This is a genomic window from Pseudobdellovibrionaceae bacterium, assembly GCA_020635075.1.
Lineage (GTDB): Bacteria > Bdellovibrionota > Bdellovibrionia > Bdellovibrionales > UBA1609 > JADZEO01.
The window spans coordinates 1,311,700-1,338,213 of record JACKAM010000001.1; the positions used below are offsets into that span (position 1 = coordinate 1,311,700).

Genomic DNA, 26,514 nt, shown 5'->3' on the forward strand with positions numbered 1-26,514 from the left:
ATTCAGCCCCCTCTTATTTTGTCGGCATGATGGAACGATAAAGATCGTCGTTCCATGGGTGAGCGTCGGCCAGCTTACGGCGCAGTTCCAGAAAGTCCACTTCCCGGTTGTCCTTTGGCCCCTCGTTAAAGGCTCTGAATCCGGCCCGGGCTTCAGTCATCATGTTGAGAGCCAGCCATGAACGGTTGGTCTCTGAATTCTGTTGCCAGTGAGCCATCTTTTTCTTGCGCACAGATTCAATGGTCTTATGGAGACAATCGGGCATGGTCATGGCCAAACGGTAGGCCATGTTATTCACTTCCTGATCCAGCAATGTCAGATCAGTGGTGCACTCAGCCGCCAACTGCTTGGCCTTTTCCCTTTCGGTTCCAGTCTTAAAGGCACCGTAACTGGGGTTTCCCCAATCATCATAGGGAGTCAGATCGACAAATGGATTGGAGATAAACTCGCCATTCTTATTCTTCATCACAGGCACAATCTTATTGAGAAGACCGATGCTGACAGCGCGGTGAGCGGACCAGTGGTCACACAGAGTGCAAGACTCCATCCCCAGCGTGAAGCCCACGTAGAGATCAAGAAAGTCAGTCGAACCACCGTCTGGTGCCGAACCATGCTTGGGACCCGCCTGGCCGAAGCGAGCGGTGTCAGCCGCAATACTATAATCGCAGGCCATACCGATTTCCTGACCACCACCGATACGCATGCCGTTCACCCGGTTAATGACCGGCTTGTCGGTCATCATAATGGTCGTCACCATGTCGTTAAATAGCCTCATGTACTGCTTGTACTCCTGGGGATTTCCCGCATAGTACTCTGCGTATTCCTTGGTGTTACCACCTGTACAGAAAGCTTTGTCACCGACAGCTGAGAACACCACGGCAACACAACTGCGGTCACAGGATGCCTGGCGAAAAGCCATAATCACTTCTTTCACGGCTTCGGTGGTGTAGCTGTTGTACTGGCTGGGGTTATTCAGCAGGATCCAGTAGTTAAACAAACCCTTGATCTCTTGCCCTTTAGGGTCAAGGAGAGGGCGTTTTTCAACCAGGATCTCACTGTATTTGTGGTCGCTAACTAAATTGTGATTTTTCATACTTAAAACCTCGTACTTAAAAGATTAAGATCAGGGAACAAAAATGGCCCGCTTTTCCAGCTTGTGCTCCAAGGCCAGACCAATCACTTTATTGATGTCGTCTAAGGGGTACTCTTGGATGTTTTCCAAAAGTTTAATCTTCTTGCTCAGCACATCCTCCACCACATTGGTGTAGTACTGAGGACGACAGCCCCAGTTGCCAAACATCTCGGCATCAAAAGCCATTAGGTTACTCAGGCGAACCGGAGCCTTTTCCATGGTGAATCCCACGATTGCCAATGTACCGCCAAAGCTCAACAAGGAGAATGCGGTCTGCTGTCCAGCACCAGTGCCGCTGGTTTCAAAAACCTTCCAGAAGTAGCGAGGGAGTTTGTTGGCTTTAACTGTTTCACGGATTTCGTTCTTAAGGTCCTTTTCAGACTTCCCTTTGGCTGAGAAAATATAATCAGCCCCCTGCTCTTGGGCAGCTGCCAGTTTTTTGTCATCCACATCAACGGCAATTACCGTGGCTCCAGCGATTTTGGCGTGCTGAACCATGTAGATGCCAATCCCACCCACGCCAATGACGACAGCAAGGTCACCCTTTTTGAGCTTACTGCGCTTAAGACTTTGATAAGGAGTTGTGATGGCGTCAGCGATCACTGACAATTGCGGGAGTTTGAAATCACCCAGATTCTCCGGAGTCTCACACAAAACTCGAAAAGGCACCTTCAAATGAGTGGCGAATCCACCGTGAAAGTCATTTCCGGGCATCAGTTGCTTTTGGCAGATATTGTCCCTTTCGTTTTTGCACAACTCACATTCACCACAGGGTAACACCGCAGGGACAATCACCGACTTGCCCATCCAGCCTTGACCCATAGATCCAGTAGCCACGACTGTTCCAGAGATCTCATGCCCGAGGATCAGCGGCATCTCATGCTTGGGCGTCACTTGACCGGTGTAAAAGGTGATGTCCGTATGACAAAGACCACAGCCGGCAACTTTGACCACCACTTCATCATCAGCAACTTGGTCGATCACGAAGTCCCGCTTTTCCAGTGGCTTGTTAAACTCGCTCAGGAAATAACCTGAAGCCTTGATTGGTTCCATCTCCGCTCCTTTTTTGGCAGGCGAAATTCCTTTATCAATATCTATTCAATCCGGAAGCTTAATAGCAGCGAACGTTCGTTCGCAAATACTTTGTTTGAAAATGCTGTGGTAGGCCACAGCTCCTTAAGGAAGTGTTAAATTTGCCTAATATTTTCACATAAATAGGCTTGATCAAGCCCTATATGGGTAGGTTATGATGATCGAGTATTTTTTCCGGAGGTAAGGTGAAAAACAGCTTATCCTGCCTACTCCTGGGGGGTGGCAAATCCTCGCGCATGGGGCGGTCCAAAGGATTGGTGAGTTACGGCGGCAAGCCCTGGCTGGAGGCACAACTGGAGCTTTTGAGCCACTGCCCAATCGACAGGCTTGTTCTGGTATTAGGCCCCAACTTCCGGGAATACGAAAGGCAAATTCCCTGGCTTGCCAAGGCGCATGAGGGCGAGCTGAGTCACAGCGGGTTAAGAGTGAAGGTGGTCCATAATCTTGAAGTGGAAAAGGGCCCCTTCTCCTCTCTGCAAATGGGGCTCACACATTGGGCCGCCAGCGAACCTATGGGCCCCTGTTTTGTCTTGCCGATCGACACTCCCTGTCCACAGCCTGATGTGTGGCAAAAGTTAAACCAGTACATGAACAAATTCCAGGCTCAGGTGGCCCTTCCCACCTTTGAGTCAAAGGGTGGACACCCGGTTCTTCTCCAACACGACTTCATTCAGCGCCTACTTCAGGTTCCTCTACAGGACAACCCTGAGGCTCGTTTGGATCGGCAAATGTATCTTCTCGCCGACCAGCTTCGGGTGCGCGTGCCAGTCGATGACCCTCAAGTGGTGATGAACCTCAACACTCCTGACCAGTGGCAGGCCTACTGCTCGCGGACAAGCCATTGCCCCAAGGAAGAATAATTGATACCTAATAGGGATGAGATTTCATTTAAGGATATGGTATGGCGCGAATTGAAGCAAACAAGGTGCTTAAAGAAAACCTGAAGGATTACTTCCAGAGCTTTTTCCCAAGTGAGGGACCAAAACCAAAAGTCGCATGGTGCACGAGTGTTGGCCCTGCGGAACTCCTTATCTCCCTTGGCTTCCAAGTGTACTACCCGGAAAATCATGGCGCTCTCCTCGGAGCCACTCGGGCAGCTGAGAAATACATCCCCAGAGCCAATGCCTCAGGTTATTCACCCGAGATCTGCTCTTACCTGACATCTGATATCGGCGCACACCAAATGAATGAAACTCCACTAAAGGAAGCCTACGGCATCCCTTCGGTGCCTCCACCCGATGTTTTGATTTACAACACCAACCAATGCCGTGAGGTTCAGGATTGGTTCGCCTACTATGCCCGAGAGTTCAAGGTTCCCTCTTTAGGTGTGTTTTCCCCCTGGAAGGTTGACGAACTCAACAGCGAGCAGGTGGGTTACGTGGCCAGGCAGATTGAAGCCATGATCCCTGAACTGGAAAAAATCAGTGGACAAAAGTTTGATTTGGACAAGCTCAAAGAGGTGGTCGCTCTCTCACGGAAGACCAGTGATCTGTGGCTACAGTTTTTGAACTCGGCCCGTAACCGCCCCTCACCCATCACCTTTTTCGACGGCTGCATCCAAATGGCCCCGGCCGTGGTTTTGCGTGGCACCCAGGTGGCAGTGGACTACTATGAACTCCTCAACAAGGAGATCGCTGAACACGTTTCCCGTGGTGAAGCCGCTGTTCCTGGCGAGGAAGTCCGCCTCTACTGGGAAGGAATGCCGGTGTGGGGGAAACTACGCTTTTTCTCAGATCTCCTCAGCGGATTTAAAGCCAATGCCGTGGCCTCCACCTATTGTGACTCATGGATCTTTACCGACTTTGACCCTGCCGATCCCTTTAACAGTATGGCTAAAGCCTACACCAAGATTTTTATTAATCGGTCTGAAAACAAAAAGGAAGAAGTCCTCTCGGCCATGGCTCAGGAGTATCAAGTCGATGGCATCATCTACCACGACGCTAAAACCTGTCCTTACAACTCGAACAGCCGATTTGGACTCCCCCAGCGAATTTCGGACAAATACGGCATCCCCCATTTGATTTTTGACGGGGACGTAAACGATTTGCGCTGTTTTTCAGAAGAGCAAACCATCACTTCGGTGGAATCATTTGTCGATCAAATCAAAGAGGCGAAGAGAGGATAAAACCCGTGGAAACAACACACTTTGCCGGTTTGGATCTCGGCTCTTCCTTTACCAAAGGGATTCTCCTCGATGAGGACAAACAGGTCCTTGCCCGGTCGGTGGAAAGAACAGGGATTAACTTCTCCGAAGTAGGAAAAGAAATTCTAGGTCAGATGGCCCGCACGGCGGGATTAACGCCCGAGCAAATCTCAGTTGTCACCACCGGAATCGGTCGCAACAATGTGGAGGGCATTCGCTTCTCCAAACCAGAAATCAATTGTTTTGGCAAAGGCAGCTATTTTCTCTTTGGCGGCCCCTGCACGGTTGTGGATATTGGCGGCCAGGACAATAAGATTATTAAGCTCGACAAAGAGGGCAAACAGGTCTTTTTTCGCATGAACCGCAAATGTGCGGCGGGGACGGGCAGTTTTTTGGAAGAAATCGCCCTCAAACTCAATATGAAAACCCAGGACATGAATGAGATGGCCCAAAAGGCCTCTGAACCTGTGGCTGTGGGCAGCTTCTGCACCGTCTTTGCCGGCACCGAGATCATCCACCACCTGAGGGCCGGCGAAAATACGGATGGCCTGATGCGCGGAGTGTATGAATCCGTGACCAAGCGAATTTTGGAAATGGCGACTTTAGATGACCAGGTTATTCTGACGGGCGGGGCGATTGCCAATAACCCCGTATTAGTGGACCTATTTCGCGAGAAGATTCCGAACACCATACAGGTCCCTGATTCCCCCCAGTTTGTCGGCGCTCTGGGGGCGGCCCTTTATGCCATTGAGGATTACGAGGAGAATGAAGGGTGAAGATCTACGAACGAAACTTGAATTCCTCTGTGCGCAAAGTAGATGAAGATCATATTATGGTTGAGACTTCATTGTTGGATCTCAACCACAGCATGAGGGTAGAGATTCTCGTCAACACCAAGACCAATGTGATCGAAAATGCCGTTTCGGAAACCACCAAGGTACCGCTGAAGGCCTGCGATGTCCCTCAGGGGCATATTAATAACATTATTGGCCTTAAGATTGAGCGCGGAATCAACCGCAAGCTGATTCAAATTCTCGGTGGCTGCGATGGCTGCACCCACCTCTATGAATTGGCACTGACTTCTGTGCGCCTGACCTTTAATGTTCTGATGGGTCTCCGTTATGATTGGGAGCAGTGGGTGTCCCGGTCCCTTTCAGATGATGAATTCACCAAGCAGGCCACTCCCCACCTCAAAGGAAGTTGCTATCCCTTCAAGTAAGAAGTCAGCCAACTCCAATCTTCTTCTTGTGGTCCTACCCTTGGTAATCCTGGGTCTTTATTTCGGCAAAAAATACTTTTTCCCCGCTGAAGAGGATCAGATTCATCGCCGAATGGATGAATTGGCTGAGCTAATTAGCAAAGACAAAGATGAATTTATCATTGATGCCACCAAAAAAGTTCATCAGGCTTTGGAGTTTTTTTTACCCCCTTTTCAGCTACGTCTGGAAGGAGACCATGAGAAGGCATATCGGGATTTCGATGTGGAAGACAAGCAGAGAATCCGCGAGGCCCTTGTTCCCTTCAAGTTTAAATACCCTAAACTCAAAGTGAGATTTCAAAATGTTAGGATTACCGTCGAGAAAACCAAAACCGCCGCCTCATCCACGGCGACGATTCGCCTGGATTATGATTCGGAATCAGAGGGGCCCGTTTACGACCTCTACCCTAACCAACTGGGATGGATTAAATCAAAAGGAGTCTGGCATATCAATGATGTCTCCATAGACATGAGGGCCCCAGACTAATCGCAACCGAGGGACTTTGATCAGTTCTGATGGCTTTGCTCCTGGAACCCATCAGCAGGGGACTCCCGCTCTAATCTTAGCAGGTGATAGAGTCCAAACAACTGACGGCCTTCAACTCTATACTTCATCCGATGAAGGCGCTGAGAGATCTCTTGGTCATTCAAGTGAGAAAAAATACCCTGGTCCGTGTAGATCAGCCAGGATAGTTCTATGCCGGATACACGACTCTCAAATTCTTGCCATCTTTGATTCGGCTCCATGCCAAGAAGGTTTTTGTAGTCTTTCATATTGTGGAGGATTTGCTTCCGACGAATTTGGGGGATCATCACATTAACGTGGCAGTGGAGCCAATCAGGCGAGTCCACATAAACGATTTCTCCATTTTTATATCGGGGCCCCAAATGGGACACCAGCTCTGGCAGTCCTGCCAGGGTTATAGATTGGTGGTCCCGCAGAGTTTCCCATCCTTTTGCCAAGCCCGTAAGGAGTAGCAGGCCCGCCAATGCTGCTTTCATCTTGTGACCTAGAGGCATCTTGCCGGCAAGCCAAAACCCCATCGGCCACAAAAACAGGAGGCTGGTATAAAAGTATCTCGGAGCTGGCGGCAAAGTCCCAGAGAAAATGCTGTAAAATTTAACACCAAACAGGAGGCCAATTGGTATGGTCATCCGCCACTTGTATCTTCTCCAAATTGCCAAGCCAATCGCGATCACCAAAGGGAAGAGATACCAACTATAACTGTCGACCAATGAAAGGTTCCAAGTGTCTTGAAAGGCCTGAGCGACTGTGTTCCCCCAAGGGGCAACCTGGACCTCGGAATCCCTAATAAATGCGTTTAGGGTCTTGGAAAAGAGTGGGATCCCCCTGGTTCTTCCAGGCGCTTATCATCATGGAATACAGGGGATAAATGGCAATTAATCCCCACAGTAGGGCTAACCTGAGCCAGGAATCTCGTTTCTCAGTGTGGGGAATGTGGGGCGACGGGACCAACAGGGCGAAGGAAAACACCAGCGACCACAACCACCCCTCGAAGCGAATCATATTGGATGCCGTAAATAGAATGGCAGAAACATAGAGCCAAAATAAAGGGCGGGATGAGGGACTCACTCGGGTCAATGATAACACCCCACCAAGCAAAAACAGGACGAAGGGAATCTCCGAAAGAGCCATCGATGACAGGTAAATACTCTGAGGCCAAAGAGCAAAAGAAAGTGCCGCCACGATCGCCGTCCTTGAGGAAAGGAACTGACGATTCCACACATAGCTCAACAGACAAAGACCGGCTCCCAAAATAGCGGTCAACAAACGCCCACCAAGCTCCAATGGTACCCCCAAATAGCTTGGAATGGCTAAAATAGTGAAGTGCAAGGGTAGCCAATGGACACTGGTGAAAAAATCTAGCTCCCCTACGACAAAGGCCTTTGTGGCCGACAGACGGCAAACACTGTCTCCATCCACATGAGAATAGCTCTCGGTCAAAAAGACCCACAGAACACGAAAAACCAAACTGACAAGAAAGACCAGGGCGAGCCACCTCAAGATCTGTCTTCTATTTGTGTTCTGATCCATTACTTCGGTTCCCTATCCTCTTTGGCTTGAGCCTACTGGAATCCAAACTTTGTGTCAGGCCCAGAATCTCAGTACCCTCACCCTTGCGGCCGACCCATCCAGCGCTCAGTCAAGCGCAACCCTACCACCCCACCCTATTCACCGTTGAATTTTGAAACGTCCTACTTTGAGGCTAGATCTGAAGCAGGGCGAATCTAATGGGGGCAGAAGGTATCGAATTAAGACATGTACGACTTCTTGTGAAAATACTATTGTCACTCGTCGCATTTCTCAACAAAATCTCGAATCTTTGTTTTATAGTAGGAAAAGGCAATAAGAAGTGGATGGTGTTTGCCTAGGGCCAAATGAAAATAAGAATCCTAATGGACGGGAGCGTATATGGAAAAGGATTTCATTTTCAGGCCAATTGTATTTTTCTATGTTTCTCTTCTCTTTCTCATGCTCGCCACATTTGAAACTTGGGCGCAGACCTCACCGCCTGGATGTGTGCGCGCCACTCCGATGTTAACCCTGACACCGGCTCGACAACTCGCCTTCTCCGGCGAAACCAAATACTACAACTTGAATATTCGCAACAACGACTCCATGGACTGCCCAGACCGACAGATCTATATGCTTGTCCATGCGGGAAACCCACTTATGGGAGAGGTCAGCCACCCCATGGTCTCCATGGGACCGGGACAAGCCGGCGACGTCAATGTCTGGGTGTGGTCGGATGCTCAGACCACGGATGGGGTTCACACCTTTTTGGTCGAGGCTCTGGACCCCCAGGTGCAAGAACCAGTCAATACCAGTCAAGGTGAATATGAAATCACAGGCAACCCCGGATGTTTGAACTCCCCACCCGCCATTAGCATTAACCCGGGGATTCATCACACCGGGGCTGGCGGAGAAGTTGTCTATCATATCACGGTTTCGAATAATGACAGCGCCGTCTGCGGGGCCACCACTTTTGATCTGTCTACCCAAATGTCGCAGGGACTCAGTGGTCAACTCAGTCAGGGCAGCCTGACTTTGGCCCCTGAGGGCTCCGGCTCCCTTGAACTGCGAGTCACTTCTGACTCCGGTCTCGCGCCAGGAGATTATCAGTTTACCTTTATGGTCCGTGACTCAACACTCGCCAATCACAGTGCTCAGTCAACAGCACTTCTCACCATAGATCCCTCGCAGCCACCGACTGTCGAGCCACCTACCGTGACACCTCCACCAGTCGTAGAACCTCCCACCGTGGAGCCTCCTCCAGTCGAGCCACCGTCGGTATCTCCTCCACCTGTAGAACCGCCAACCGTGGAGCCGCCTCCCATTGAACCACCAACTGTGACCCTACCACCCACAGTTGAACCGCCGACCGTGGAGCCACCAACAGTGAGCCCTCCTTCTGTGGTGATTCCACCTTCAGGCACTTCGCCCATCCGAGTTCGCAGCAACAAGAGGTGGATCAAAATCAAATGGAACCGATTTAACCTCCATCGCCAGCACAGGTGCTCCTCGGTCCGCTCAGATGCTGATGATGAGGAGCGCTGCCTTCGCCCCAAGGTTCGCTATCAATTGTACATTAATGGCCAACTCAACAGCCAAACCTGGGGGCGTAAAATCAAAACCGCCGTTACTCCGGGCAACTATGAGATCGAAGTTTGGGTGGTCACCACTGATGGAAAGCGTTTTCTCTGGGGAACAAAAACCTATCGCATAGATTGATTATTGAAGAGAAGGGTTCAAGCGCTGCTTGAACTCTCCTCAAATTCCCTAGTCGCTCTTACAAAAAGAACTTGTAGTAGCCAAAAAGGTAGGTGACATCGACGTCTGAAATCATCGGGATGCGGAATTCAGCACCGACAGCACTTCCTCCAAGGTTGTGTTCGTAACCTCCGAGGAGAGTCAGACCAAATTTGGAATCCGAAACCCCTGACCCAGAGGCGTTGACGTAGCTCAAGCGAGCACCACCGACAATTTTGCCTGATGAAGCGATGGGATAATGGTAATCCACACCCCCTTCAATTGTGATAAAGGTCACCGAAGCCCCACCGACAGAATAACTCCAGTAGTTACCACCCACATCCAATAGCAGGTTATTCACTGCCGCGAGGGGCATGGTGTAATCGCCCCCCAACATAAAAGGAGTCGCACCATCAATGCCAAAGACCAGACCGGCTCCGGCTTTGATTCCACTATTCACCACACTCCGGCTACTGCTGCTAGTGCTGGAGGAGTCACCACGTTTGCGGCGCCTGGAGCCTTTGCGCCGTTTTCGACGCTTGTTTTGTGCCAGTAGGTTTGAGTTTTGCGAATCACTCAACTGAGCCAAATTCATGGGCGACTGGGGAGCCACTTCCTCCATGGAAACACCGGCTTCAGCCGCCAGGCTCAGCGTTAAAAGAGAAAGGACTAATATCGAACGATAAGTGGGACGACCTCTGTGCGCGCCGGCTGATTTCAACATATGCACCCCTGTTGCCAATTGAGTTTGTTCCTCAAGGATAACAGGAGCTTGGCCGGGTTCCTACTGTAAAACAGACACCCAGCCTGATTAGTAGCTCGACCTTAGCAGAGGTCGAGCCCATATCACTCATCACTCAGGGATTCTAAATGAACCGGATGTGGTCAAAGGACCAAACCTTTGACCATCAGTGCTGACTTGCGCACTCACTTCGTAAAACCCACCGGGCTTCAGACCACGCGCTAGGGCCCCTGCAAAGCCACCCGACTCGGGCTTCAACAGGATTGACAACCGCCCACCGGAGGGGAAGGTGTCGCTGCCTGTTTCAGCTTCCTTGACGTTACGGACCAGGACCTCACTCACAGTTTCGCGGTTCCAGGTCCAGCCCTTGGCTTCTTTGACGAAGATCCTCACCATCTGGGGCCTTTGCCCAAAACTGAGATCAAGATCAACAGCGCCATCCTCACGGGCCTTGGCACTGACTCCACCCATATGGGCTGAATTGTCCACGTCAAGATAGATGCGTGGAATATCAAAGTTTCTTGTTTTGGTGAACTTGTCTTTCAAAGCATTGATGCCATAGATGTCAAACTCGCCACCGGCGACGATAGGTTTACTAAAGGCACCACTCTGAAAGTTCAACTCGTAGTTGAGCTTTTCACCTTCAAGAGAGTTGATGATCGTCAAGGCAAACTCATAGCCAAACTGAGTACGCCGGAACATTTTTCGGAAGTTTTGCACAATGGCTTCAGGCTTTCCGCGGTTGTCTTTGGCCTCTAGCCAATTGTGGTAAAACTCATCCATTGCCGCCCAGGCTTTACAGGTTTTGCAATTGGAATTGATCAGGCTTATGGGCAAGGTGATAAAGGAGTTCACATAGTGGCCAACCTTTAGATCTGTTGGGGAGAGATTCTTTACGTCATCGTGAATGTAGAAATCAAACACATCCTGCATGATCGCCATCATCTTGTCCTCATCCACCTCCACAAATTTGGAGAGCTGCTCGCGGGTAAAACCGACAGCCAACTGAAGACGGGTACGCCCATAATTGATGGTCTCTTCGACCGGCCAACCGCGCTCATCAGGAGGGGTGGCGTCCCTTTCCACAGGATAGGGGGGATTCTTTTTAAATTTTACTTTAATCTTGGGCATGGACGGAATGATTTCAGGATTATGGATCAATCTGCGAACCAGTCCCGAGTAGCGGGCCAATTCCCAGCCGCTGGTTTTTTTGTCCTCCAAATAACCAACCGCGTACATTCCGTATTGGTCAGAATCGCGTCCGGGCTCATCCAGGTTGCGAACGTAGGCACCTTCAAAGTGAAAACTATAGACCTTGGCATCGTTAAAGAATCCACCGTTAAACACCGAGCCCAGGGCACCGGTTTCTTCCATCCGGCAAGAGGCCTGACCACGAATCTCCAACTGTTTACCCGTGGGAAATTCGACAATGGCGTTGGTGATATCATCTCGGCAATTACGACTACGCTTCATCAAGAAGGTGGCTTCAAAAGAACTGCTGGCGATACGGGCCTTTTGCTTGGCCTTTTTACCGAAGATCTTTCGCACCGGAGCCTTATCACCCTGGTTGAATGTCTCAAGAGCGATCTGGTCGGCAAAATGAGTCAAACCGATCGCCGCCATTTCATAGGCTTCCCGAGCCTCGGGATTGGATAAGTCAAATTCATAGCCAACTTCAAAAATGTCAGAGACCTGTCTGGTGACAGACTTGCGAATGGGAACAAAGTTTACCGTATAAAGATCGGCGATAAATTCAGCTACCTTATCTCCACCTATCTTACTGCCCATTTTGGCTTTGACGGCGTCCGCGTCGGCACCAATTTTTTGCATCAAAACAAATCCATCTATGTCGGTCGTACTTCGTCCGCCGATATTTGCGTTGATTCCTTTGGTTTTAGCCCTACTGACTTTGAGCCACACTCGCTCCTTCTTTTCTCCATTGAGAACCTTCATAATTGAGATTTCAAAACGACCATTAAGAAAAGCCCCCACGCTGGCAGACAATCGAAGATCAAGAGGTTCAAAGTTCCAGCCCACAGAGGGGCCAAAACTCACACCACCGTGACCCTCGTACTTCATGACCTCGTTGAGGCCAATGCGATTGATCCATTCAGCCTTTAGAGGAATTCGCATGGGGAAAGCCACGCGATTGAGAACCCGGTGGTAACGGGCGTGACGGAGAGGGTCCACACTCACTGAACCCAACTGGGGGTTTTCCAGATGTGGATTGACAAGGTACTTCTCGTCCATGCCGAACTCATCTTTGGCTGTTTTGTACCACTCTTCACCACGGATATTTTCGACCACCAACTTAAGATCACCATCATTATCCCGGAGCTTAAGGGCATCTCCGCGTCTGACTTGACGGATGTTGGTCATCTTGATTCCTCCGCTCAGGCCAATGGAAAAACTCACGGGAATCTCGGCAGTGACCAAGTTCCCGATGTTCGCATTGAATATAGGGAGGGCCAAAGGGACCTCAATTCGGTCGACGACAGTGAATGTTTCACCGTTGTTGTCATCTTCCACATTGCGCTGAAGTTTCACGCCGAAATGAAGCTTGCCGACATCGGAGGAGTAAATATCGAGATCCGAAAATCGATCCCAAATCCGCTCTGAAACCGAATAGCCTGCCTTATTGAGGCCTTCCAAACTTTTTATTTTGAGATCACCAGCAAACTCAATCGTATCGCCACGAAGATCACGGAAGCGGGCCGAGAGATCAGCCTGAGAGGCAATTGGCGCCAAAGCCAATAGGAATAAAAGGGGAAAAAACCACAAACGTGAGAACAGAGACATGGGATACTCCAATTCTAAGAAGTCACAAACCTTCATTTCTATATTTGACCAATTACTTAAGGAGCCCCAAACAGCAGGATATGGGCCATAGAGGGGACTAAACTCATTCTAATTGAGTCAATAAGGTGGGTGAATTCTACAGACTGGTGACAATTTTAGGTACCAAGTCCCTTTACATCCGGTACAGGCCATAGAGGCTACGGCCAAACTCCTCTGCGTCCTCCAGATGAGGGAAGTGCCCACAACCCGCCCAGGATTCATAGCGACAGTGAGGATTGAGACGGAGGAACTCCTCGATCTGCGGCCTGTCGCTAAAGTGATCATCCATGCCGGCAATGATGGAAACCGGAACTGATAAGGGTTCCACACGAAGATAGGAATGCTCCCAGTAGAGATCCTCCAGAACCGCTTTCCATGCTCTAAGATCAACACCAGCTCGGGCGTCGGAGACAAGTACCGACTGCCAACTCTCCATGGTCTCGCGATTTTTCCAGTAATGAAGAAGCATCTCCCCATCGGCAAGGGCATATTCGAGAGCCTGAATCATGGCCGGGTCAAAAGGCTCTTTTGAAGCCTTCAGATGATCCTCCACCTCGCGCACCACAGGGGATTTGGACTTTGCCAGGTCAATCTGTGCCCAGCGAATGGCGCGCCGAAAGGTTCGTGCTAAATCCAAAATCGGTGAAATCAGGAGAACGCCATTAATCTTTGTTTCATGGCGCTTGGCAATTTGCAGTATAGGAAGGCAGGAAAAGGAATGGGCAACGAGGTAGATGGGTCCTGTTTCCTTCATCCACTGTTTGAGAACAAAATTCTCAGCCGAGGCCATCCAATTGCGGAAGGCCTGATCGACTTCAAAGTGATCGGCCACCTGAGGTCGGAGATTGGAGGGTTCATTCCAATACTCCACATGAAATTCTCCACACAGATGCTTCATCAGAGCCTGATCAGGAAAACTGGATAGCCCTGGGCCTCCGTGGAAATAGAGGTAGGTGGGGTTGAGTTTAGGTGCTGCTGTCATTGGAACCTCCTCAGATGGGTCTGTTACCCATCAAGAGAGCAATTCCAAAACCACTGCAAGTACTTGATATGACGAGAGTCCCGCTGCAGGCCAAGGTGCCAAAAGCGGAAGATTGTCACCGGACTGTCTAATTCGGAAACCACTCAGAAACCGTGTCACCAAGCTCTCTTTGCTTGAGGTTCTTGTCGGCACAGTTGTCGGCGGCTTTGCTCAAAGTCCAATCGCCGGCATAGTAGTAAAAAATAATCTCACTGGAGAGACCTCCATCGACGACACAGACACCAATGAGCTGGTTTTTTGTGCAAGGTGATTTGCTAAATGCACCATTGGAGATCTTGGTGCAGCTCTGCTCTAGGTCCTCAGCCCCCCAAAAGATTCCCGTCCATTCGCGACAGGTTCGACTGTCAGGGTCAGCGTGTTTGGTGTGATCACAAGTTCCCCAGATCTCCACATTCTCCAGCGAATTGATATCGGATCCAGAATGGTAGTGAGCGGCAGAATCACATCCGCAAAGATACAAAAAGAGTGCCCCGGCTAAGGCGCAACGCAAATTCAGCACAATCAAACCCCTGTCTAAAATACCCACTACTTACAAAAGCAAGATGTAGGCCTGAGTCAGGCTCACTGTGCATCAGAATGAAGCGAAATTTCTTACCAAATATTGGGGCCTTAGAGATGTCTCCCTGGCGCCTTGGATCTCGACCTGTCTAACTGATTTTTGCTGTTTAAGGTTTTAACATCTCAAAACACAAAACCCTCACCCGTGGAGGTGAAGGTCTTGCGGAATCCATTTGCGAATTCTTTCTTCTGTTAAGTGTGTGTTCTCTTAGCTGCTAAATCCTCTGTGTGTGTGCTCTGTTTTGTTGCAAAGTCTCAACTAATCAAAACCTCTCTAACAACTGCGTACATTCTGCGGTTAGAAACACTGATCTTCGCTAGAGAGATTCATGTCGGCCGAACGGGCGTCTTGCGCGACCGCATGAAGACCACCGCGAGTTGCATTTGCGGAGAAGGCGGCAACTTTCGCGTTTGATCCAAGAAGGCGACTATCTGACGACGAAATCAATCCACAATCATCACTGGCTGAACCCAAACGGGCGAGACCAAGTGGGTTGTAAGAACCACCAGCCGCCGTTGAGTTAAAGGCGACTCTCGCCTGACCATCGGCTCCAATAGCCAAGGCCTGGCCAGAGAAAAAGCTGGAAAGCTCACCACCCAAAATCGACTGACTCTTGGGGACACCGTTGGTTGCTAACCGGATGGCCACCACATTGCGGTTACCATTAGCAAGAGTGCCACTGCCAACCGCTACAATATCACCACCGGCAGATTTCACTGACTGAATGCGGGACTCCTCTTGAGCCAAGCGAGCCCACTGGAGACGGTTGTCGGCCGAAATCTTGGCGATGAATCCGCGCTCGTTTCCGCTGGCAGTCACTGAGCCACCAATAACAAGTCCGCCATCGTCGGTTCCGGCAACGGCCAATGCCTGAGTGGTATCACCCAAACTCATCTCCGTTGCACTCAGGAACTCTCCGTCTTTGGCAAATCGGGCAATCAATGCCGATACTCGCCCAAAGTTAGAACGATTGCTGTAACCAACTGCGACCACCTGATCACCTGAGTCTGTGATAGCCAGGAATTCACCTGACTCCACGCCCTTCAAGCGACGGCTCCAAGCAACATTTTGATTATCATCTAATTGAGCAATCAAAGGAGATTTGATATCGCCACGAGGGCTGTCCGACGTAAAACCGGCAACAAAGGTTCCATTATCACTGGTGATAGCTGACAATCCCGTCACCACACCTGCCGACAGGGACTTCATTGAAAGTCCACTGCCATCACCAACAACGACTAGGCCATCACGGCTAAATCCACCCTGTGCTGAATTCTGACGGACATTACCTACTGCCAAGAGGCGACCACCGGCCGCCAATGCCTGAGCTCGGATCTCTTCCTGTCCGTCACCACCCACTGTGTGAGCAGATTGGATTAAACCATCTCGTCCCACACGGACGACGGCGACATCTTTATCGCCACCGGCTTCAAAGGTTCCAGTTATAAGAGAGTCACCATCGAGGTCCGACAGACCTGAGGCAACCACGCGATGCGAGGAGCGCAAAAACTGTACACTCGCAGGGGCTCGGTCACCAAAACCAAATCCCTCGGATTTAAAATTCTTTGGAGCATACCCTCCCAGAGGAGTGTTGGAGCCACTGTTGTTTGAACCTTTTTTGCTACAGTTTTGGAAAACACCAATGGTGCAAACCAAAGCAGTGATTATAGAAAAAAATGTAAGACGCTGACCCCAGTTAGCGGTAGTCCGGCAGTCACGGTTACTCATAGTATCCCCCTATATCCGTGCATGCTTAATGCTATTCAATTGTTTGAAAGTTATTCTGGACGTACCGGCAACATGAGCGAAAAATCCATCACGACTCAACCAGTATGCCCAATGTTTTGCCGAAGTGACACTTTTGCGAACACTGAATGTCTCAAGGTGAAACAAAAAAACCGGCAAATGGGGGTGATGTTAGATTTCTGACATCATTTAGACCATTGATTTGACAGTCGGTTCCGATAGTGTTGCGAGCCCTTGTTAAATGTTCCGACGGTACTGCCCACCAACCTCGAACAGGGCCTGACTCATCTGGTAGAGGCTACAGTGGCGAGCTGCTTCCATCAGAGCCGCAAAAATATTTTTGCCGTCAAGAGCTCCCTGACGAAGGTTTTCAAGGGCCAGGGCCGCTTCCTTTTCATGGTCAGCTTTATATTTTTCTACATTATCAAGCTGCTGTTTTTTCTCCTCGGGAGTGGCCCGAGCCATTTCTATCTTGGGTGGGAGGTAACCGTCCTTCAATGTCTCAGGATCGATAAAGGTATTGACCCCGACGATGGGAAATTGTCCTGAGTGCTTGAGGTGTTCGTAATACAAGGACTCTTCCTGGATCTTGGATCTCTGGTATTGGGTCTCCATGGCACCCAAGACACCTCCCCTTTCGCTGAGACGTAGGAATTCCTCCAGAACTGCCTCTTCCACCTGATCGGTGAGCCATTCCACAAAGTAACTTCCCTGATTGGGGTTTTCGTTTTTGGCCAATCCAAACTCACGATTAATGATGAGCTGAATCGCTTGTGCACGGCGGACCGATTCCTCAGTGGGCGTGGTGATGGCCTCATCATAGGCATTGGTGTGTAAGGAATTGCAGTTGTCATTGATGGCCAACAATGCCTGAAGAGTGGTGCGAATATCGTTGAAGGCAATTTCCTGAGCATGAAGGGAGCGACCACTGGTTTGAATGTGATACTTAAGCTTCTGCGAGCGTTCATTGGCCCCATAGAGGTCGCGCATGGCGACTGCCCAAATCCTGCGAGCCACCCGGCCAATCACTGTGTACTCGGGATCCAGCCCATTAGAGAAAAAGAAGGACAAATTGGGCGCAAAATCATCGATCTTCATGCCGCGACTCAAGTAGTACTCCACGTAGGTGAAGGCGTTACTTAAGGTCAGAGCTGTCTGGGTGATGGGGTTGGCACCCGCTTCAGCGATATGGTAACCGGAAATACTCACCGAATAGAAATTACGAACCCCATTTTCAGTAAAATACTCCTGAATATCGCCCATCATTTTTAGAGCAAAGTCGATGGAGAAGATACAGGTGTTCTGTCCTTGATCCTCCTTTAAGATATCGGCCTGTACTGTCCCTCTCACCGTTTGCAGAGTCTGGGCTCTTACCTGAGACCTCTCTTGGTCGGAAAGCTTGCGTCCCAACTCTTGTTCTTTCTTGGCGACCTGCTGGTCGAAGGCAGTATTGAAAAAGAAGGCCAACATCATGGGCGCTGGACCATTGATGGTCATACTCACACTGGTCTTGGGGTCGCAGAGGTCGAACCCGGCATACAGCTTTTTCATGTCGTCGAGAGTGGCAATACTCACACCGCTTTCACCAACCTTGCCATAAATATCGGGGCGAGGATCAGGGTCCTGACCGTAGAGAGTCACGCTGTCAAAGGCCGTCGATAGGCGTTTAACTTCCGAGTCCTTACTTAGAAAATGAAAGCGCCGATTGGTGCGCTCAGGTGGCCCTTCGCCGGCAAATTGGCGAATAGGGTCCTCCCCTTCACGCTTTAACGGAAACACTCCAGCTGTGTAGGGAAAATACCCGGGTAGATTTTCGGAACGCAAAAACCTGAGACGGTCTCCCCAGTCAGACAACTGTGGAAATATCACCCTGGGAATTTGCAACCCACACAGACTTTCCCGGGTCATGGGCAAACGAATCTCCTTGCCCCGAACCTGATAGGTCAACTCTGACTTACTGTAGGTGTTGGCAAGATCGTCCCAGCAGGCCAGTAGCTCCTGCTCGGTTTGATTTAGGTGACCACGAAATTCCTTTTCCAGGCGAGTTCTTTCATCACCTGACAGAACATTCCCTAGTCGCTCGAGAGCCCCAAGCTTTGCGGCCCATCCGGCTGCTTCCTCTGTTCTTGCTTTGTACTTGCGAACGGTAGAGGTGATTTCAGCCAAATAATTCTGTCTTTCCACGGGCACCAGTGTTTGTTTGTCGGCACCCCGGTGCTCATTCTTCTCCTTGTCGGTTAGCTTCCAGAATCCGCCACGAGGACACTTGTCGGCCAAAACATCGGCAATGCCGAAGAAGAGTTGGTTCACGCCCTGATCGTTAAAATTAGAGGCCTGGGTCAAATAGACAGGCAGCTCACCTTTGAAATCAAAGAGTTTACGCGAGCGACGGTACTGTTTTTCCACATCGCGAAGAGCATCCTGAGAACCACGGTGGTCCGCTTTGTTAATGGCAATCAAATCAGCATAATCGATCATGTCGATTTTTTCCAGTTGGCTCTGGGCGCCGAATTCTGAGGTCATGACGTAAAGAGTGATGTCTGACACTTCGGTAATGGCCGTTGACGCCTGCCCGATGCCCGAGCTCTCGGCAATGAGCAAGTCAAAATCAAGGCCCTTACAATAGTCGAGGAACACCGGCAAGGCCTTGGAGATTTCATTTCCCGAGCCGCGGGAGGCCACCGAGCGCATAAAGGCACCCGGACGGCTGAGGGAGTTCATACGGATACGGTCACCAAGCAGAGCTCCACCGGTCTTCCGTTTGGTTGGGTCGACACAAATCACCCCAATCTTGATTCCAGGATAGGCGTTGAGAAACCTCTGCAAGAGCTCATCAATCAGGCTGCTTTTACCTGCTCCGCCCGTTCCAGTGATCCCGAGCACCAAAGGGGCCTGGCCCGATTGATTCTTAAATCCAGCCAAAGCACCCTCGTAGGGCTTAAGATCCTCTCCGTTTTCCAATGCATTAAGCGCCAACCCCAACTCCCGGTGAGGAATCGGATTGGTCGGTTCGGGGCTCTGGCCCGACTTCCCCTGACTCCTTTCAGTCAGAGAGAAATCACAGCCCTTGATGATCTCACCGATCATTCCTTCCAAACCAAGGCGACGACCGTCGTCGGGATGAAATATCTGGGCGATCCCGTACTTCTCCAGCTCCGCCTTCTCCTCATGGATAATAACTCCGCCGCCGCCTCCGTAAATTTTCACTTCAGAAGCTCCGGCACCATTAAGCAAGTCCTTCATGTACTTGAAGTACTCCATGTGGCCACCCTGGTAGGAGCTCACGGCAATCCCCTGAGCCCCTTCCTGAAGAGCCGACACCACCACATCGCGCACGGATCGGTTGTGGCCCAGGTGAATCACCTCAGCCCCCTTTTCTTGAAGCACGCGTCTCATGATATTAATGCTGGCGTCGTGACCATCAAACAAAGAAGCGGCGGTGACGATTCGAACCGGATGACGGGTGGCCTGACTCATGAACTTTTACTCTCCTGTAAACCGGGCGGGTCGCTTTTCGACAAAAGCGGAAATGCCTTCAGCATGATCCTTCGTTTTGAAGGTTTCAGAAAAAAGCTCGGCCTCGAGCTTCATACCTTCCCACTGGATCAAATCAAATCCCTCATGGATCGAGCGTTTAGCCAGCCCCAGAGCTGCCGGAGAACGGGAAGCGATCTTCTCAGCCAACTGCAGACACTCGGGCATCAATTGATCAGGCGCCACCACACGAGTGGCAATTCCCCAGCTATAGGCTTCCTGAGCCGAATAGATATCGCCCGTCAGGGTGATCATACTGGCCTTGCCCTTGCCAATCGCCCTTGCCAATCGCTGGGTCCCACCATAACCCGGAATCAATCCCAAGGTGACTTCAGGCAATCCAAACTTCGCCTTCTCGCTGGCAATGATAAAATCACAGGCCAATGCCAACTCAAATCCACCGCCCAAAGCAAAGCCATTCACCGCCGCAATAATGGGGGTGCGGCAGGTCTCGATGCGGTCAAAGAGGGCCTGTCCCCGCTGGGCTTTTTTCAGTGCCTTTACTGGATCGTTGACTTCCATTTCCTTGATGTCCGCTCCAGCAACGAAGGCTTTGTCGCCTTCACCTGTAAGCACCAAGCAACGGATACCCTTGGGGAAAGAGTCAAAAAACTCCTCCAACTCTGTCAACATTTGGTTATTTAGAGCATTCAGAGCTTTGGGACGATTGATCTTAAGAATGCCAATGGCACCCTGTTGTTCAAACTGAATTGTTTCCATCTTGAAATTCCCCTTTACCGCCTATTGCGCAGCGTAGTTGTAAAACCCACGACCCGACTTGCGTCCCAGCCATCCGGCTTCAACGTATTTCACCAACAGTGGACAAGGTCTGTACTTGGTATCACCCAATCCGTCATGGAGAACGTTCATAATCGCCAGGCAGGTGTCCAAACCAATAAAATCCGCCAGAGTGAGAGGTCCCATGGGCTGATTGGTTCCCAGCTTCATGGCGGCATCAATGTCTTCAACGGAGGCAATTCCCTCATGAAGAGTGTAAACCGCCTCGTTGATCATGGGCATGAGAATGCGGTTGACCGCAAAGCCGGGCATGTCCTTGGCTTCCACAAAAGTCTTTCCCAAATACTCAGCAAAAGACTTCACTTTTGAAAAGGTCTCGGGGGAAGTCTGCAAACCAGAAATCCCTTCAACCAAAACCATCAAGGGAACAGGGTTCATAAAGTGCATACCGCAGACTTTTTCAGGCCGGCGGGTCACCGAGGCAATTTTGGTAATGGAGATCGACGAAGTGTTGGTCGCCAATAAAGTCTCGGGCGAGCAAATTTCATCCAGCTGCTTAAAGATCTTCAACTTTAAGTCTACATTTTCAGTCGCCGCTTCAACCACGAAGTCACAGGCCTTTAGATTCGTCATTTCTGTGGTGGTTTGAATACGGCCCAGGAGTTCTGACTTCTCCCCTTCAGTCATCTTTTCTTTTTTGATCAGGCGGTCACAGCTTTTGGCGATGGTCTGCACTCCTCTTTCAAGGGCCGCATCCGAAACATCCATCATCACCACTTCCACTTTGTGGGCAGCAACAACCTGGGCAATGCCGTTACCCATTTGTCCCGCACCAATGACTCCCACTTTCTTGAAAGACACGATTGCCTCCTGCGTTAAAACTGCTTTTTAAAGTGAGATTTATAACCCGCACGAGTATCAAATGGCAAAAGGTACCGGGTTTCTTTGGCTGCGGCTGTGCGCCAAAATTACCCGAATCGGGAGAGACTTTGGCGCACAGCCGCAGCCAAAGAAACCCGGTACCTTTTGCCACTGCCCCAACTTGAGACACTCGGGTGTTCAACTTTTTTTCGTTTCCTAAATCTTTGGACGCCAGGACCCACTCCCCACTGGCTATATTTCCATTGGTCTTGGCATCAATATTGGGATGTAGAGGGTATAGGGGACTTCGAAATGGGATTATATAAGAACTGGAAGGTCATTATTGGCCTTCTCATATCTAGTGTATTTGTTCTGGGTCTGGCTTTTAACTCTTGTGCTCCAGCACGGTTTTCCAAAGAAGCAGATCCAAATGCGGCCCGCCAGGGTTTCGGTATTCCGCCTGGCTGTTCGGGACCTGACTGCCCTGAATTCTGCGAAGGCTCGCGTTGTCAGCCTTGTTATGGAGATAGCTGCAACAACCCGCTCAATCCTGTCGCCTACTCTTCCAATTTCACCTTGCCGATCACGCCGAACAAGGTCGACATCCTGATGATTCTCGACAACAGTCAGTCCATGTCACCTGAACATCAAAAGCTCTCTCAACGCTTAAGCAGCTTGTTGGATGTTTTGGAGACCAATCAAGTGGACTGGCAGATCTGCTACACTCTCACCCATGTGGAAAAGGCCGATGGCACCCTAAAGACCGACGCGGGCGCCATTCGCGAGTGGTACGATAACGACCATCTCCTCAATTTCCGCCCCACCGGTTCCAAAGTTTTGCGCAAGGACAATCCCAATGCTAAAAAGTACTTCTCAGATACGCTTTTAACTTTGGCCCTATGGGACTTTGGCTCGGGCAGTGGCTACGAGCAACCGGTGAGAGCGGGCCTCCTGGCCGTGGATCTTCCCAGCAATCAGGAGTGCTTTCGTCCTGACGCCGCCTTGGCCATGGTTGTACTCTCGGATGAAGACGAAAGGAGCTGCGGATCTCGTTGCCAAACGGAAACTGATATTGGCGCGCCTCACCCGAATCACAAGTTAAAGGACTACACAGAACAGTATCAGCCTTTGACTCAGGAAAACAATCCACTCACTCTGGCAACTCGCATTCACCAGAAGTGGCCGGGCAAGGCATTTACAGGCCACTCCATTTCCATTTTGCGTAACGACCGGGCCTGCTATGATAGCCAGGACAGCATCCATCCGGCCTTTTATGGTCATGTGATTCAAACATTGAGCGATATCACCGACGGAGAAAAGGGCAACATTTGCGCCGGGGATTATGCCAGTCAGTTGACGGCCATCGGACAAAGAACGGTGCGCTCACTAAAGTCGGTCACTCTCAGGTGTTCTCCCCATTCCGTCGAGGGCATCAGTATTTCTCCTAACAGCAGTGGATCGGTACCGACTGTCTCGGGCAACAAAGTCCACTTTGATCCGCCTCTCGCCGAGGGAACCAGCGTCCGTGTCGATTACACCTGTCTGGAGTGATTAGCGAACCTTGTTCAAGGATTGGGGGGTCAGCTGCCAGATGAGTCTGAACTCGTCATTGTTGACCTTCACGCCTTCTTCTTCCACTTTTGTGCCAATAAAATACAGACGGGAATTGCCCTCGCGACTGCGCCACACCCAGGCCAGGCTGATTTCCCTTTGGCCGTCCTTTTTGACCTTGTCATTGGGATCAAAGTAGTCAAATCGGCCAAGCACACCAAAGTTTGGGGTCAGGTCATATCCCAAATCAAAGAATCCGGTTAAGAACTTCTTGCCCTTCTTCTTGTCCTGCTCCACCTCGCCCCAGGTTCCTGACAGAGTCACGGTCCAGCGGTGGGGAGCCCAGTGAATGTAGGTGGTGCCCATGCGCCACTTAGCCTCTAAGGTGGGATCCACACCCGCCAAGGTATCACCACTGAGTGACGTCGAAGCTGGCTTGGTTGTTCCGGTTCGGCCGCTAAATCCAAAGTCGACTTTTTCATGATCCGTCCAACCCCAGCTGGCGGTGAACCACACCCGTCCATCCAGATTTTCACCGCCTTCACCATTGTGAACTGCCATGCGCGTATAATAGCCCTTGTGCTCGGTGAGAAACCTCATGCCGTAGTCTCGAAGGCCAACAACACGGTTCGAGTACATCAGACTGCGCGGCAACTGCAAATCCCCTTCGCGGGTTTTGCCTTCAACACCATATTCTAATGGAATCAAACCAAAACGGAAGGCCCCATAGGGCGAGCTGTACTCCCCGTAGGCCTCGACAATTCCCAATTCATCGGAAGGTGTCGACTGGAAGTGAACGGGAACATTCAGCAAACTGAGTGAACCAAGGGCGATTTTAGCCCCGAGGGTTTGATCCAGGGACCAACGAAAACCTAATAGGGATTCGCGCAAGTCAAACTCGGCATACTGCCCTTCGCGGACCAGACCTGCCGCCCTTAAACTCAACTCATCTAATTCGAGCGCACCCAACTGTTCAGCCTGAGCCAATGGCATCAACCACAGCCCTAAGAGCAAGAGGATTATTCGACAAAAAAAGCGCCCGTTCACTCCTTTATTCTAGGCGCTGAGGGGAGAAATTGCACCACGGGCTGGGCGTTAGTAGTGCCGCAAAAAAAGCCCCGGAGTAGGCTCCGGGGCTTAGGGACGAGGTCTTTCTGGTCACGACTCTCTTTGGTACGGGTACTTCCCTCTTGGGCGCACTTAGAGGTGCTGCTCCCAATCCCCTCCACCATCAGTGCCGCCAGGAATTTCGGACCCGCCGGGACTTTGGTCAGGGCCTCCATTGGGGCTACTGGGCACTGAGCTGGAAGATGTGCAGTCACCTTCTCTCTTAATCTTGTCAGACAACTGAATTAGTATTCCCTCTAACTTGTCATAGCCATCTTTGATTTTAAGAACGTTGTTGTCCGGCTGGGCAACGGACTCTGATTGATTTTGTTGTTCTCCGACAAGGCCCAACACCCTTTGCGTGGCACTATTGTGGTCGGCATAGGCCTGACAGACCGTGATAGGATCAACAAAAAACTCACGAAGCTCATCAGACTCAGCACGAGTCAAAGTGTAGCTGCAGACATTGGCTGCACCATCATTTTTTTCCATCTGCACCTTGTCTGTTTGTAGGTCCACCTTCATGACGATTTGTCCGCCTGAGGCACCACCGTTGTAGTCGAATGAAAAGGCCACCGGTTTAAAGCTCAGATCATGACACAGATTTGGCTTTGATTTGGTTTCATTACAGCCACTGGCAATCGCTGCCAAAACCACCAATACCATTGCTTGAACCTTGTTTGTCGCTTTCATCATCTCCTCCTCGTTCTGATTTGTTTTTGGGCCTAGATGAAAACGTGCTGCTTAATGGCCGTCCCGAATTCCTGATGATTCCATCCTACGGGCCCTGGTCCTTTACTTAAACTGACAAAATTGGAGAGATATGGATTTTAAAAAAATGGTGCTAATTCAACCACTTATAGTTGGTGTGTGGCCCAGCCGACTGTCGGACCAGGAGCCTTTCCCGATGGGCCCAGTCCAACCATCGTTGAAAGGCGGTACGGCTGATGCCCAAAACCTCACTGGCCTGGCGCGAGTTAAAGCCCTCAGGACACCGCTGCTTCAGGCGAGAACAGAAAATCTCTTCCGCCGATTGAGTGGTGTTGCAATTGCGAAGAAGAAGGCCGGTCGGACCTCTCAATATAAGATGATAACCCCCGTGACGACTGCCGATGGCAATCCCCATTTTGGATCTCGACAGCCAAGCCTTCAATCGGCGAATAACTTGGTAAACTCGATCAGGTGAGGTGTTGGGATTAAAGTATTCCCCGGGGAAGAGCTCCGCAAACAAGGTGGCCATGGGTTTGGGGTGATAAAGATCCTGGCCTAAGAGGCCAAGAGAGCGATGAAACAACTGACCGGGCTTCACTCGTCTTGGCTTAGATCCACCAACTAACTTGCCCTCAACAAGGTCCCAAACTGGAAACGAAGTGCAGTCGCCAGCTATTGGTTGCACCCGGTAATTGTCGGGCAACTGCCATCGTCCCTTGGTCTTAGCCAGGATATGTTCTCTGTATATTGCATGGGGAGTACCAAAGTAGACCCTTAAAAACAACTCCTCATCTCCACCCAAAGTGGCCAGATAGAAATCAAAGTCCCGCACACTCTCCCAATGATAAAGGCGTTTGGCCTCGTCCTTAAGTTGGTGAACAAGGAATCTGGCAGGAACGGATTGAGGCTGTTCATGAAGCTGCAGCAGCGCCTCCCACTTTCGCACAAAAAAATCATTCAGACCTTCGCCCTGTCCGAGAAGGGACCTTGCTTGCTCCAAATAGCTTTTTGCCAAAACCCACTGCCGAAGGCCCAGTGCGACTTGCGCCGACAGCTCTAGAGCGTTCCCTAATAGGCGCCACTTCTCGCTTTGTTTTAATTCCTCACGCAGCTGACTGAGAATCCCTTCTGCCTGTGCAAACTCCGCGGCAAAGACCAATGCCGCCGCCCAATTTACTTTTCCGACTTGGACCTGATAAGGATCTTCGACCAAATGACAATAGGTGGCCAAATCATTGAGAGTCAGATGGTACTGCCAGCGGGAAAAGCGAATAAAACTTCGATAGAGAAGAACACTGGGAAACTTTTGACTATCCAGATTCTCAAGAAGAATTTGCGCCTCATCGACAGCGCCAATGTTTAATAATGAGACAGCGTACTCACTGATTTCCTCCGCACGAGGCTTCTCATCCATGGGTTTATCGCTTCTGATTATGGGATTAAGGAGCCGAATACCAATCAAAGGAAGACCACTCCGGCGGGCCAGGTTGGCCAAGGTTGAGCGGTAGGCCCTGGGGACCTTGGATGTATTGAGGGATTTCAAGTCCTTGCGGACTGTGTCTCCTCTCCCCGCCTGGCTGGCGGTCTCCATATATTGAATGAGTTGGCCCCAGTTCTTTGCCATCTCTCCAAATATATCAGATTTTAAATTATCTGGGGACCAATTATACTGGTAACATCTTTGGGAG

At 50.5% G+C, this 26,514-nt stretch carries 22 protein-coding genes; 7 read left to right on the forward strand and 15 right to left on the reverse strand.

Features of this window, described 5'->3' with window-relative positions; translation table 11 throughout:
- Positions 1-13 precede the first annotated feature (13 nt).
- Positions 14-1,093 carry a 6-oxocyclohex-1-ene-1-carbonyl-CoA hydratase gene (oah, locus tag H6624_05730; GenBank protein ID MCB9083821.1) on the reverse strand — a complete coding sequence of 360 codons (1,080 nt, stop codon included), beginning with the start codon at positions 1,091-1,093 and terminating at the stop codon, positions 14-16.
- Positions 1,094-1,123: 30 nt separating this feature from the next.
- Positions 1,124-2,185 carry a 6-hydroxycyclohex-1-ene-1-carbonyl-CoA dehydrogenase gene (gene had / locus H6624_05735; GenBank protein ID MCB9083822.1) on the reverse strand — a complete coding sequence of 354 codons (1,062 nt, stop codon included), beginning with the start codon at positions 2,183-2,185 and terminating at the stop codon, positions 1,124-1,126.
- Positions 2,186-2,409: 224 nt separating this feature from the next.
- Here had and H6624_05740 point away from each other — a divergent pair, with 224 nt between their 5' ends.
- From H6624_05740 to H6624_05760, 5 genes are read left to right on the forward strand one after another with little or no spacing between them, the layout of a single operon-like run.
- Positions 2,410-3,084, forward strand: coding sequence for an NTP transferase domain-containing protein (locus H6624_05740; protein ID MCB9083823.1), 675 nt, complete (start codon positions 2,410-2,412; stop codon positions 3,082-3,084).
- 41 nt (positions 3,085-3,125) lie between these two features.
- Complete coding sequence (locus H6624_05745; GenBank protein ID MCB9083824.1) at positions 3,126-4,349, forward strand: 2-hydroxyacyl-CoA dehydratase; 1,224 nt, start codon at positions 3,126-3,128, stop codon at positions 4,347-4,349.
- 5 nt (positions 4,350-4,354) lie between these two features.
- Positions 4,355-5,143 carry an ATPase gene (locus tag H6624_05750; GenBank protein ID MCB9083825.1) on the forward strand — a complete coding sequence of 263 codons (789 nt, stop codon included), beginning with the start codon at positions 4,355-4,357 and terminating at the stop codon, positions 5,141-5,143.
- Complete coding sequence (locus H6624_05755; protein MCB9083826.1) at positions 5,140-5,586, forward strand: DUF2889 domain-containing protein; 447 nt, start codon at positions 5,140-5,142, stop codon at positions 5,584-5,586. Before H6624_05750 ends, H6624_05755 begins: the two co-directional genes overlap by 4 nt.
- Positions 5,587-5,626: 40 nt before the next feature.
- Positions 5,627-6,112: a hypothetical protein gene (locus H6624_05760; GenBank protein ID MCB9083827.1), complete on the forward strand. Its 486-nt coding sequence runs from the start codon at positions 5,627-5,629 to the stop codon at positions 6,110-6,112.
- 20 nt (positions 6,113-6,132) lie between these two features.
- Here H6624_05760 and H6624_05765 read toward each other — a convergent pair whose 3' ends face one another.
- Both H6624_05765 and H6624_05770 read right to left on the reverse strand, forming a co-directional pair.
- A complete protein-coding gene (locus H6624_05765) occupies positions 6,133-6,627 on the reverse strand; it encodes a hypothetical protein (GenBank protein ID MCB9083828.1) in 495 nt (164 codons plus the stop codon).
- Positions 6,628-6,934: 307 nt separating this feature from the next.
- Positions 6,935-7,681 carry a glycosyltransferase family 39 protein gene (locus H6624_05770; protein ID MCB9083829.1) on the reverse strand — a complete coding sequence of 249 codons (747 nt, stop codon included), beginning with the start codon at positions 7,679-7,681 and terminating at the stop codon, positions 6,935-6,937.
- A 378-nt stretch (positions 7,682-8,059) separates the two neighbouring features.
- Here H6624_05770 and H6624_05775 point away from each other — a divergent pair, with 378 nt between their 5' ends.
- Complete coding sequence (locus H6624_05775) at positions 8,060-9,379, forward strand: hypothetical protein (protein MCB9083830.1); 1,320 nt, start codon at positions 8,060-8,062, stop codon at positions 9,377-9,379.
- A gap of 58 nt (positions 9,380-9,437) precedes the next feature.
- On the opposite strand, the gene H6624_05780 is transcribed toward H6624_05775, so the two are convergent.
- The 8 genes from H6624_05780 to H6624_05815 all read right to left on the reverse strand — a co-directional run bounded on the left by H6624_05780 (position 9,438) and on the right by H6624_05815 (position 21,457).
- Complete coding sequence (locus H6624_05780) at positions 9,438-10,121, reverse strand: hypothetical protein (GenBank protein MCB9083831.1); 684 nt, start codon at positions 10,119-10,121, stop codon at positions 9,438-9,440.
- Between the two features lie 129 nt (positions 10,122-10,250).
- Positions 10,251-12,938 carry a hypothetical protein gene (locus H6624_05785; protein ID MCB9083832.1) on the reverse strand — a complete coding sequence of 896 codons (2,688 nt, stop codon included), beginning with the start codon at positions 12,936-12,938 and terminating at the stop codon, positions 10,251-10,253.
- 172 nt (positions 12,939-13,110) lie between these two features.
- Complete coding sequence (locus tag H6624_05790; protein MCB9083833.1) at positions 13,111-13,959, reverse strand: alpha/beta hydrolase; 849 nt, start codon at positions 13,957-13,959, stop codon at positions 13,111-13,113.
- 127 nt (positions 13,960-14,086) lie between these two features.
- Positions 14,087-14,518, reverse strand: a complete 432-nt coding sequence (locus tag H6624_05795) for a hypothetical protein (GenBank protein MCB9083834.1) — start codon at positions 14,516-14,518, stop codon at positions 14,087-14,089.
- A 357-nt stretch (positions 14,519-14,875) separates the two neighbouring features.
- The gene (locus H6624_05800; GenBank protein MCB9083835.1) at positions 14,876-16,306 is read right to left on the reverse strand and encodes a hypothetical protein; all 1,431 of its coding nucleotides are present in this window, start codon (positions 16,304-16,306) and stop codon (positions 14,876-14,878) included.
- Between the two features lie 255 nt (positions 16,307-16,561).
- Positions 16,562-19,801, reverse strand: a complete 3,240-nt coding sequence (locus H6624_05805) for a cobalamin B12-binding domain-containing protein (protein MCB9083836.1) — start codon at positions 19,799-19,801, stop codon at positions 16,562-16,564.
- A gap of 6 nt (positions 19,802-19,807) precedes the next feature.
- Positions 19,808-20,578, reverse strand: a complete 771-nt coding sequence (locus tag H6624_05810; GenBank protein ID MCB9083837.1) for an enoyl-CoA hydratase/isomerase family protein — start codon at positions 20,576-20,578, stop codon at positions 19,808-19,810.
- A 21-nt stretch (positions 20,579-20,599) separates the two neighbouring features.
- Positions 20,600-21,457: a 3-hydroxybutyryl-CoA dehydrogenase gene (locus H6624_05815; GenBank protein ID MCB9083838.1), complete on the reverse strand. Its 858-nt coding sequence runs from the start codon at positions 21,455-21,457 to the stop codon at positions 20,600-20,602.
- A 312-nt stretch (positions 21,458-21,769) separates the two neighbouring features.
- On the opposite strand from H6624_05815, the gene H6624_05820 reads away from it, so the two are divergent.
- A complete protein-coding gene (locus tag H6624_05820) occupies positions 21,770-23,008 on the forward strand; it encodes a hypothetical protein (GenBank protein ID MCB9083839.1) in 1,239 nt (412 codons plus the stop codon).
- Here H6624_05820 and H6624_05825 read toward each other — a convergent pair whose 3' ends face one another.
- The 3 genes from H6624_05825 to H6624_05835 form a co-directional block, all read right to left on the reverse strand.
- The gene (locus tag H6624_05825; GenBank protein MCB9083840.1) at positions 23,009-24,001 is read right to left on the reverse strand and encodes an outer membrane beta-barrel protein; all 993 of its coding nucleotides are present in this window, start codon (positions 23,999-24,001) and stop codon (positions 23,009-23,011) included.
- A gap of 207 nt (positions 24,002-24,208) precedes the next feature.
- Complete coding sequence (locus tag H6624_05830) at positions 24,209-24,811, reverse strand: hypothetical protein (GenBank protein MCB9083841.1); 603 nt, start codon at positions 24,809-24,811, stop codon at positions 24,209-24,211.
- Between the two features lie 148 nt (positions 24,812-24,959).
- On the reverse strand, positions 24,960-26,450 hold the full coding sequence (locus H6624_05835) for a hypothetical protein (protein ID MCB9083842.1): 1,491 nt from the start codon (positions 26,448-26,450) through the stop codon (positions 24,960-24,962).
- Positions 26,451-26,514 lie beyond the last annotated feature (64 nt).

What these genes read in the sequence shown, in the direction of transcription:
- oah (MCB9083821.1), bottom strand. Translation starts at nt 1,093, where the DNA reads ATGAAAAATCACAATTTAGTTAGCGACCACAAATACAGTGAGATCCTG.
- had (MCB9083822.1), bottom strand. Translation starts at nt 2,185, where the DNA reads ATGGAACCAATCAAGGCTTCAGGTTATTTCCTGAGCGAGTTTAACAAG.
- H6624_05745 (MCB9083824.1), top strand. Translation starts at nt 3,126, where the DNA reads ATGGCGCGAATTGAAGCAAACAAGGTGCTTAAAGAAAACCTGAAGGAT.
- H6624_05765 (MCB9083828.1), bottom strand. Translation starts at nt 6,627, where the DNA reads ATGAAAGCAGCATTGGCGGGCCTGCTACTCCTTACGGGCTTGGCAAAA.
- H6624_05770 (MCB9083829.1), bottom strand. Translation starts at nt 7,681, where the DNA reads ATGGATCAGAACACAAATAGAAGACAGATCTTGAGGTGGCTCGCCCTG.
- H6624_05775 (MCB9083830.1), top strand. Translation starts at nt 8,060, where the DNA reads ATGGAAAAGGATTTCATTTTCAGGCCAATTGTATTTTTCTATGTTTCT.
- H6624_05780 (MCB9083831.1), bottom strand. Translation starts at nt 10,121, where the DNA reads ATGTTGAAATCAGCCGGCGCGCACAGAGGTCGTCCCACTTATCGTTCG.
- H6624_05785 (MCB9083832.1), bottom strand. Translation starts at nt 12,938, where the DNA reads ATGTCTCTGTTCTCACGTTTGTGGTTTTTTCCCCTTTTATTCCTATTG.
- H6624_05790 (MCB9083833.1), bottom strand. Translation starts at nt 13,959, where the DNA reads ATGACAGCAGCACCTAAACTCAACCCCACCTACCTCTATTTCCACGGA.
- H6624_05800 (MCB9083835.1), bottom strand. Translation starts at nt 16,306, where the DNA reads ATGAGTAACCGTGACTGCCGGACTACCGCTAACTGGGGTCAGCGTCTT.
- H6624_05805 (MCB9083836.1), bottom strand. Translation starts at nt 19,801, where the DNA reads ATGAGTCAGGCCACCCGTCATCCGGTTCGAATCGTCACCGCCGCTTCT.
- H6624_05810 (MCB9083837.1), bottom strand. Translation starts at nt 20,578, where the DNA reads ATGGAAACAATTCAGTTTGAACAACAGGGTGCCATTGGCATTCTTAAG.
- H6624_05820 (MCB9083839.1), top strand. Translation starts at nt 21,770, where the DNA reads ATGGGATTATATAAGAACTGGAAGGTCATTATTGGCCTTCTCATATCT.
- H6624_05825 (MCB9083840.1), bottom strand. Translation starts at nt 24,001, where the DNA reads ATGCCATTGGCTCAGGCTGAACAGTTGGGTGCGCTCGAATTAGATGAG.
- H6624_05830 (MCB9083841.1), bottom strand. Translation starts at nt 24,811, where the DNA reads ATGATGAAAGCGACAAACAAGGTTCAAGCAATGGTATTGGTGGTTTTG.
- H6624_05835 (MCB9083842.1), bottom strand. Translation starts at nt 26,450, where the DNA reads ATGGCAAAGAACTGGGGCCAACTCATTCAATATATGGAGACCGCCAGC.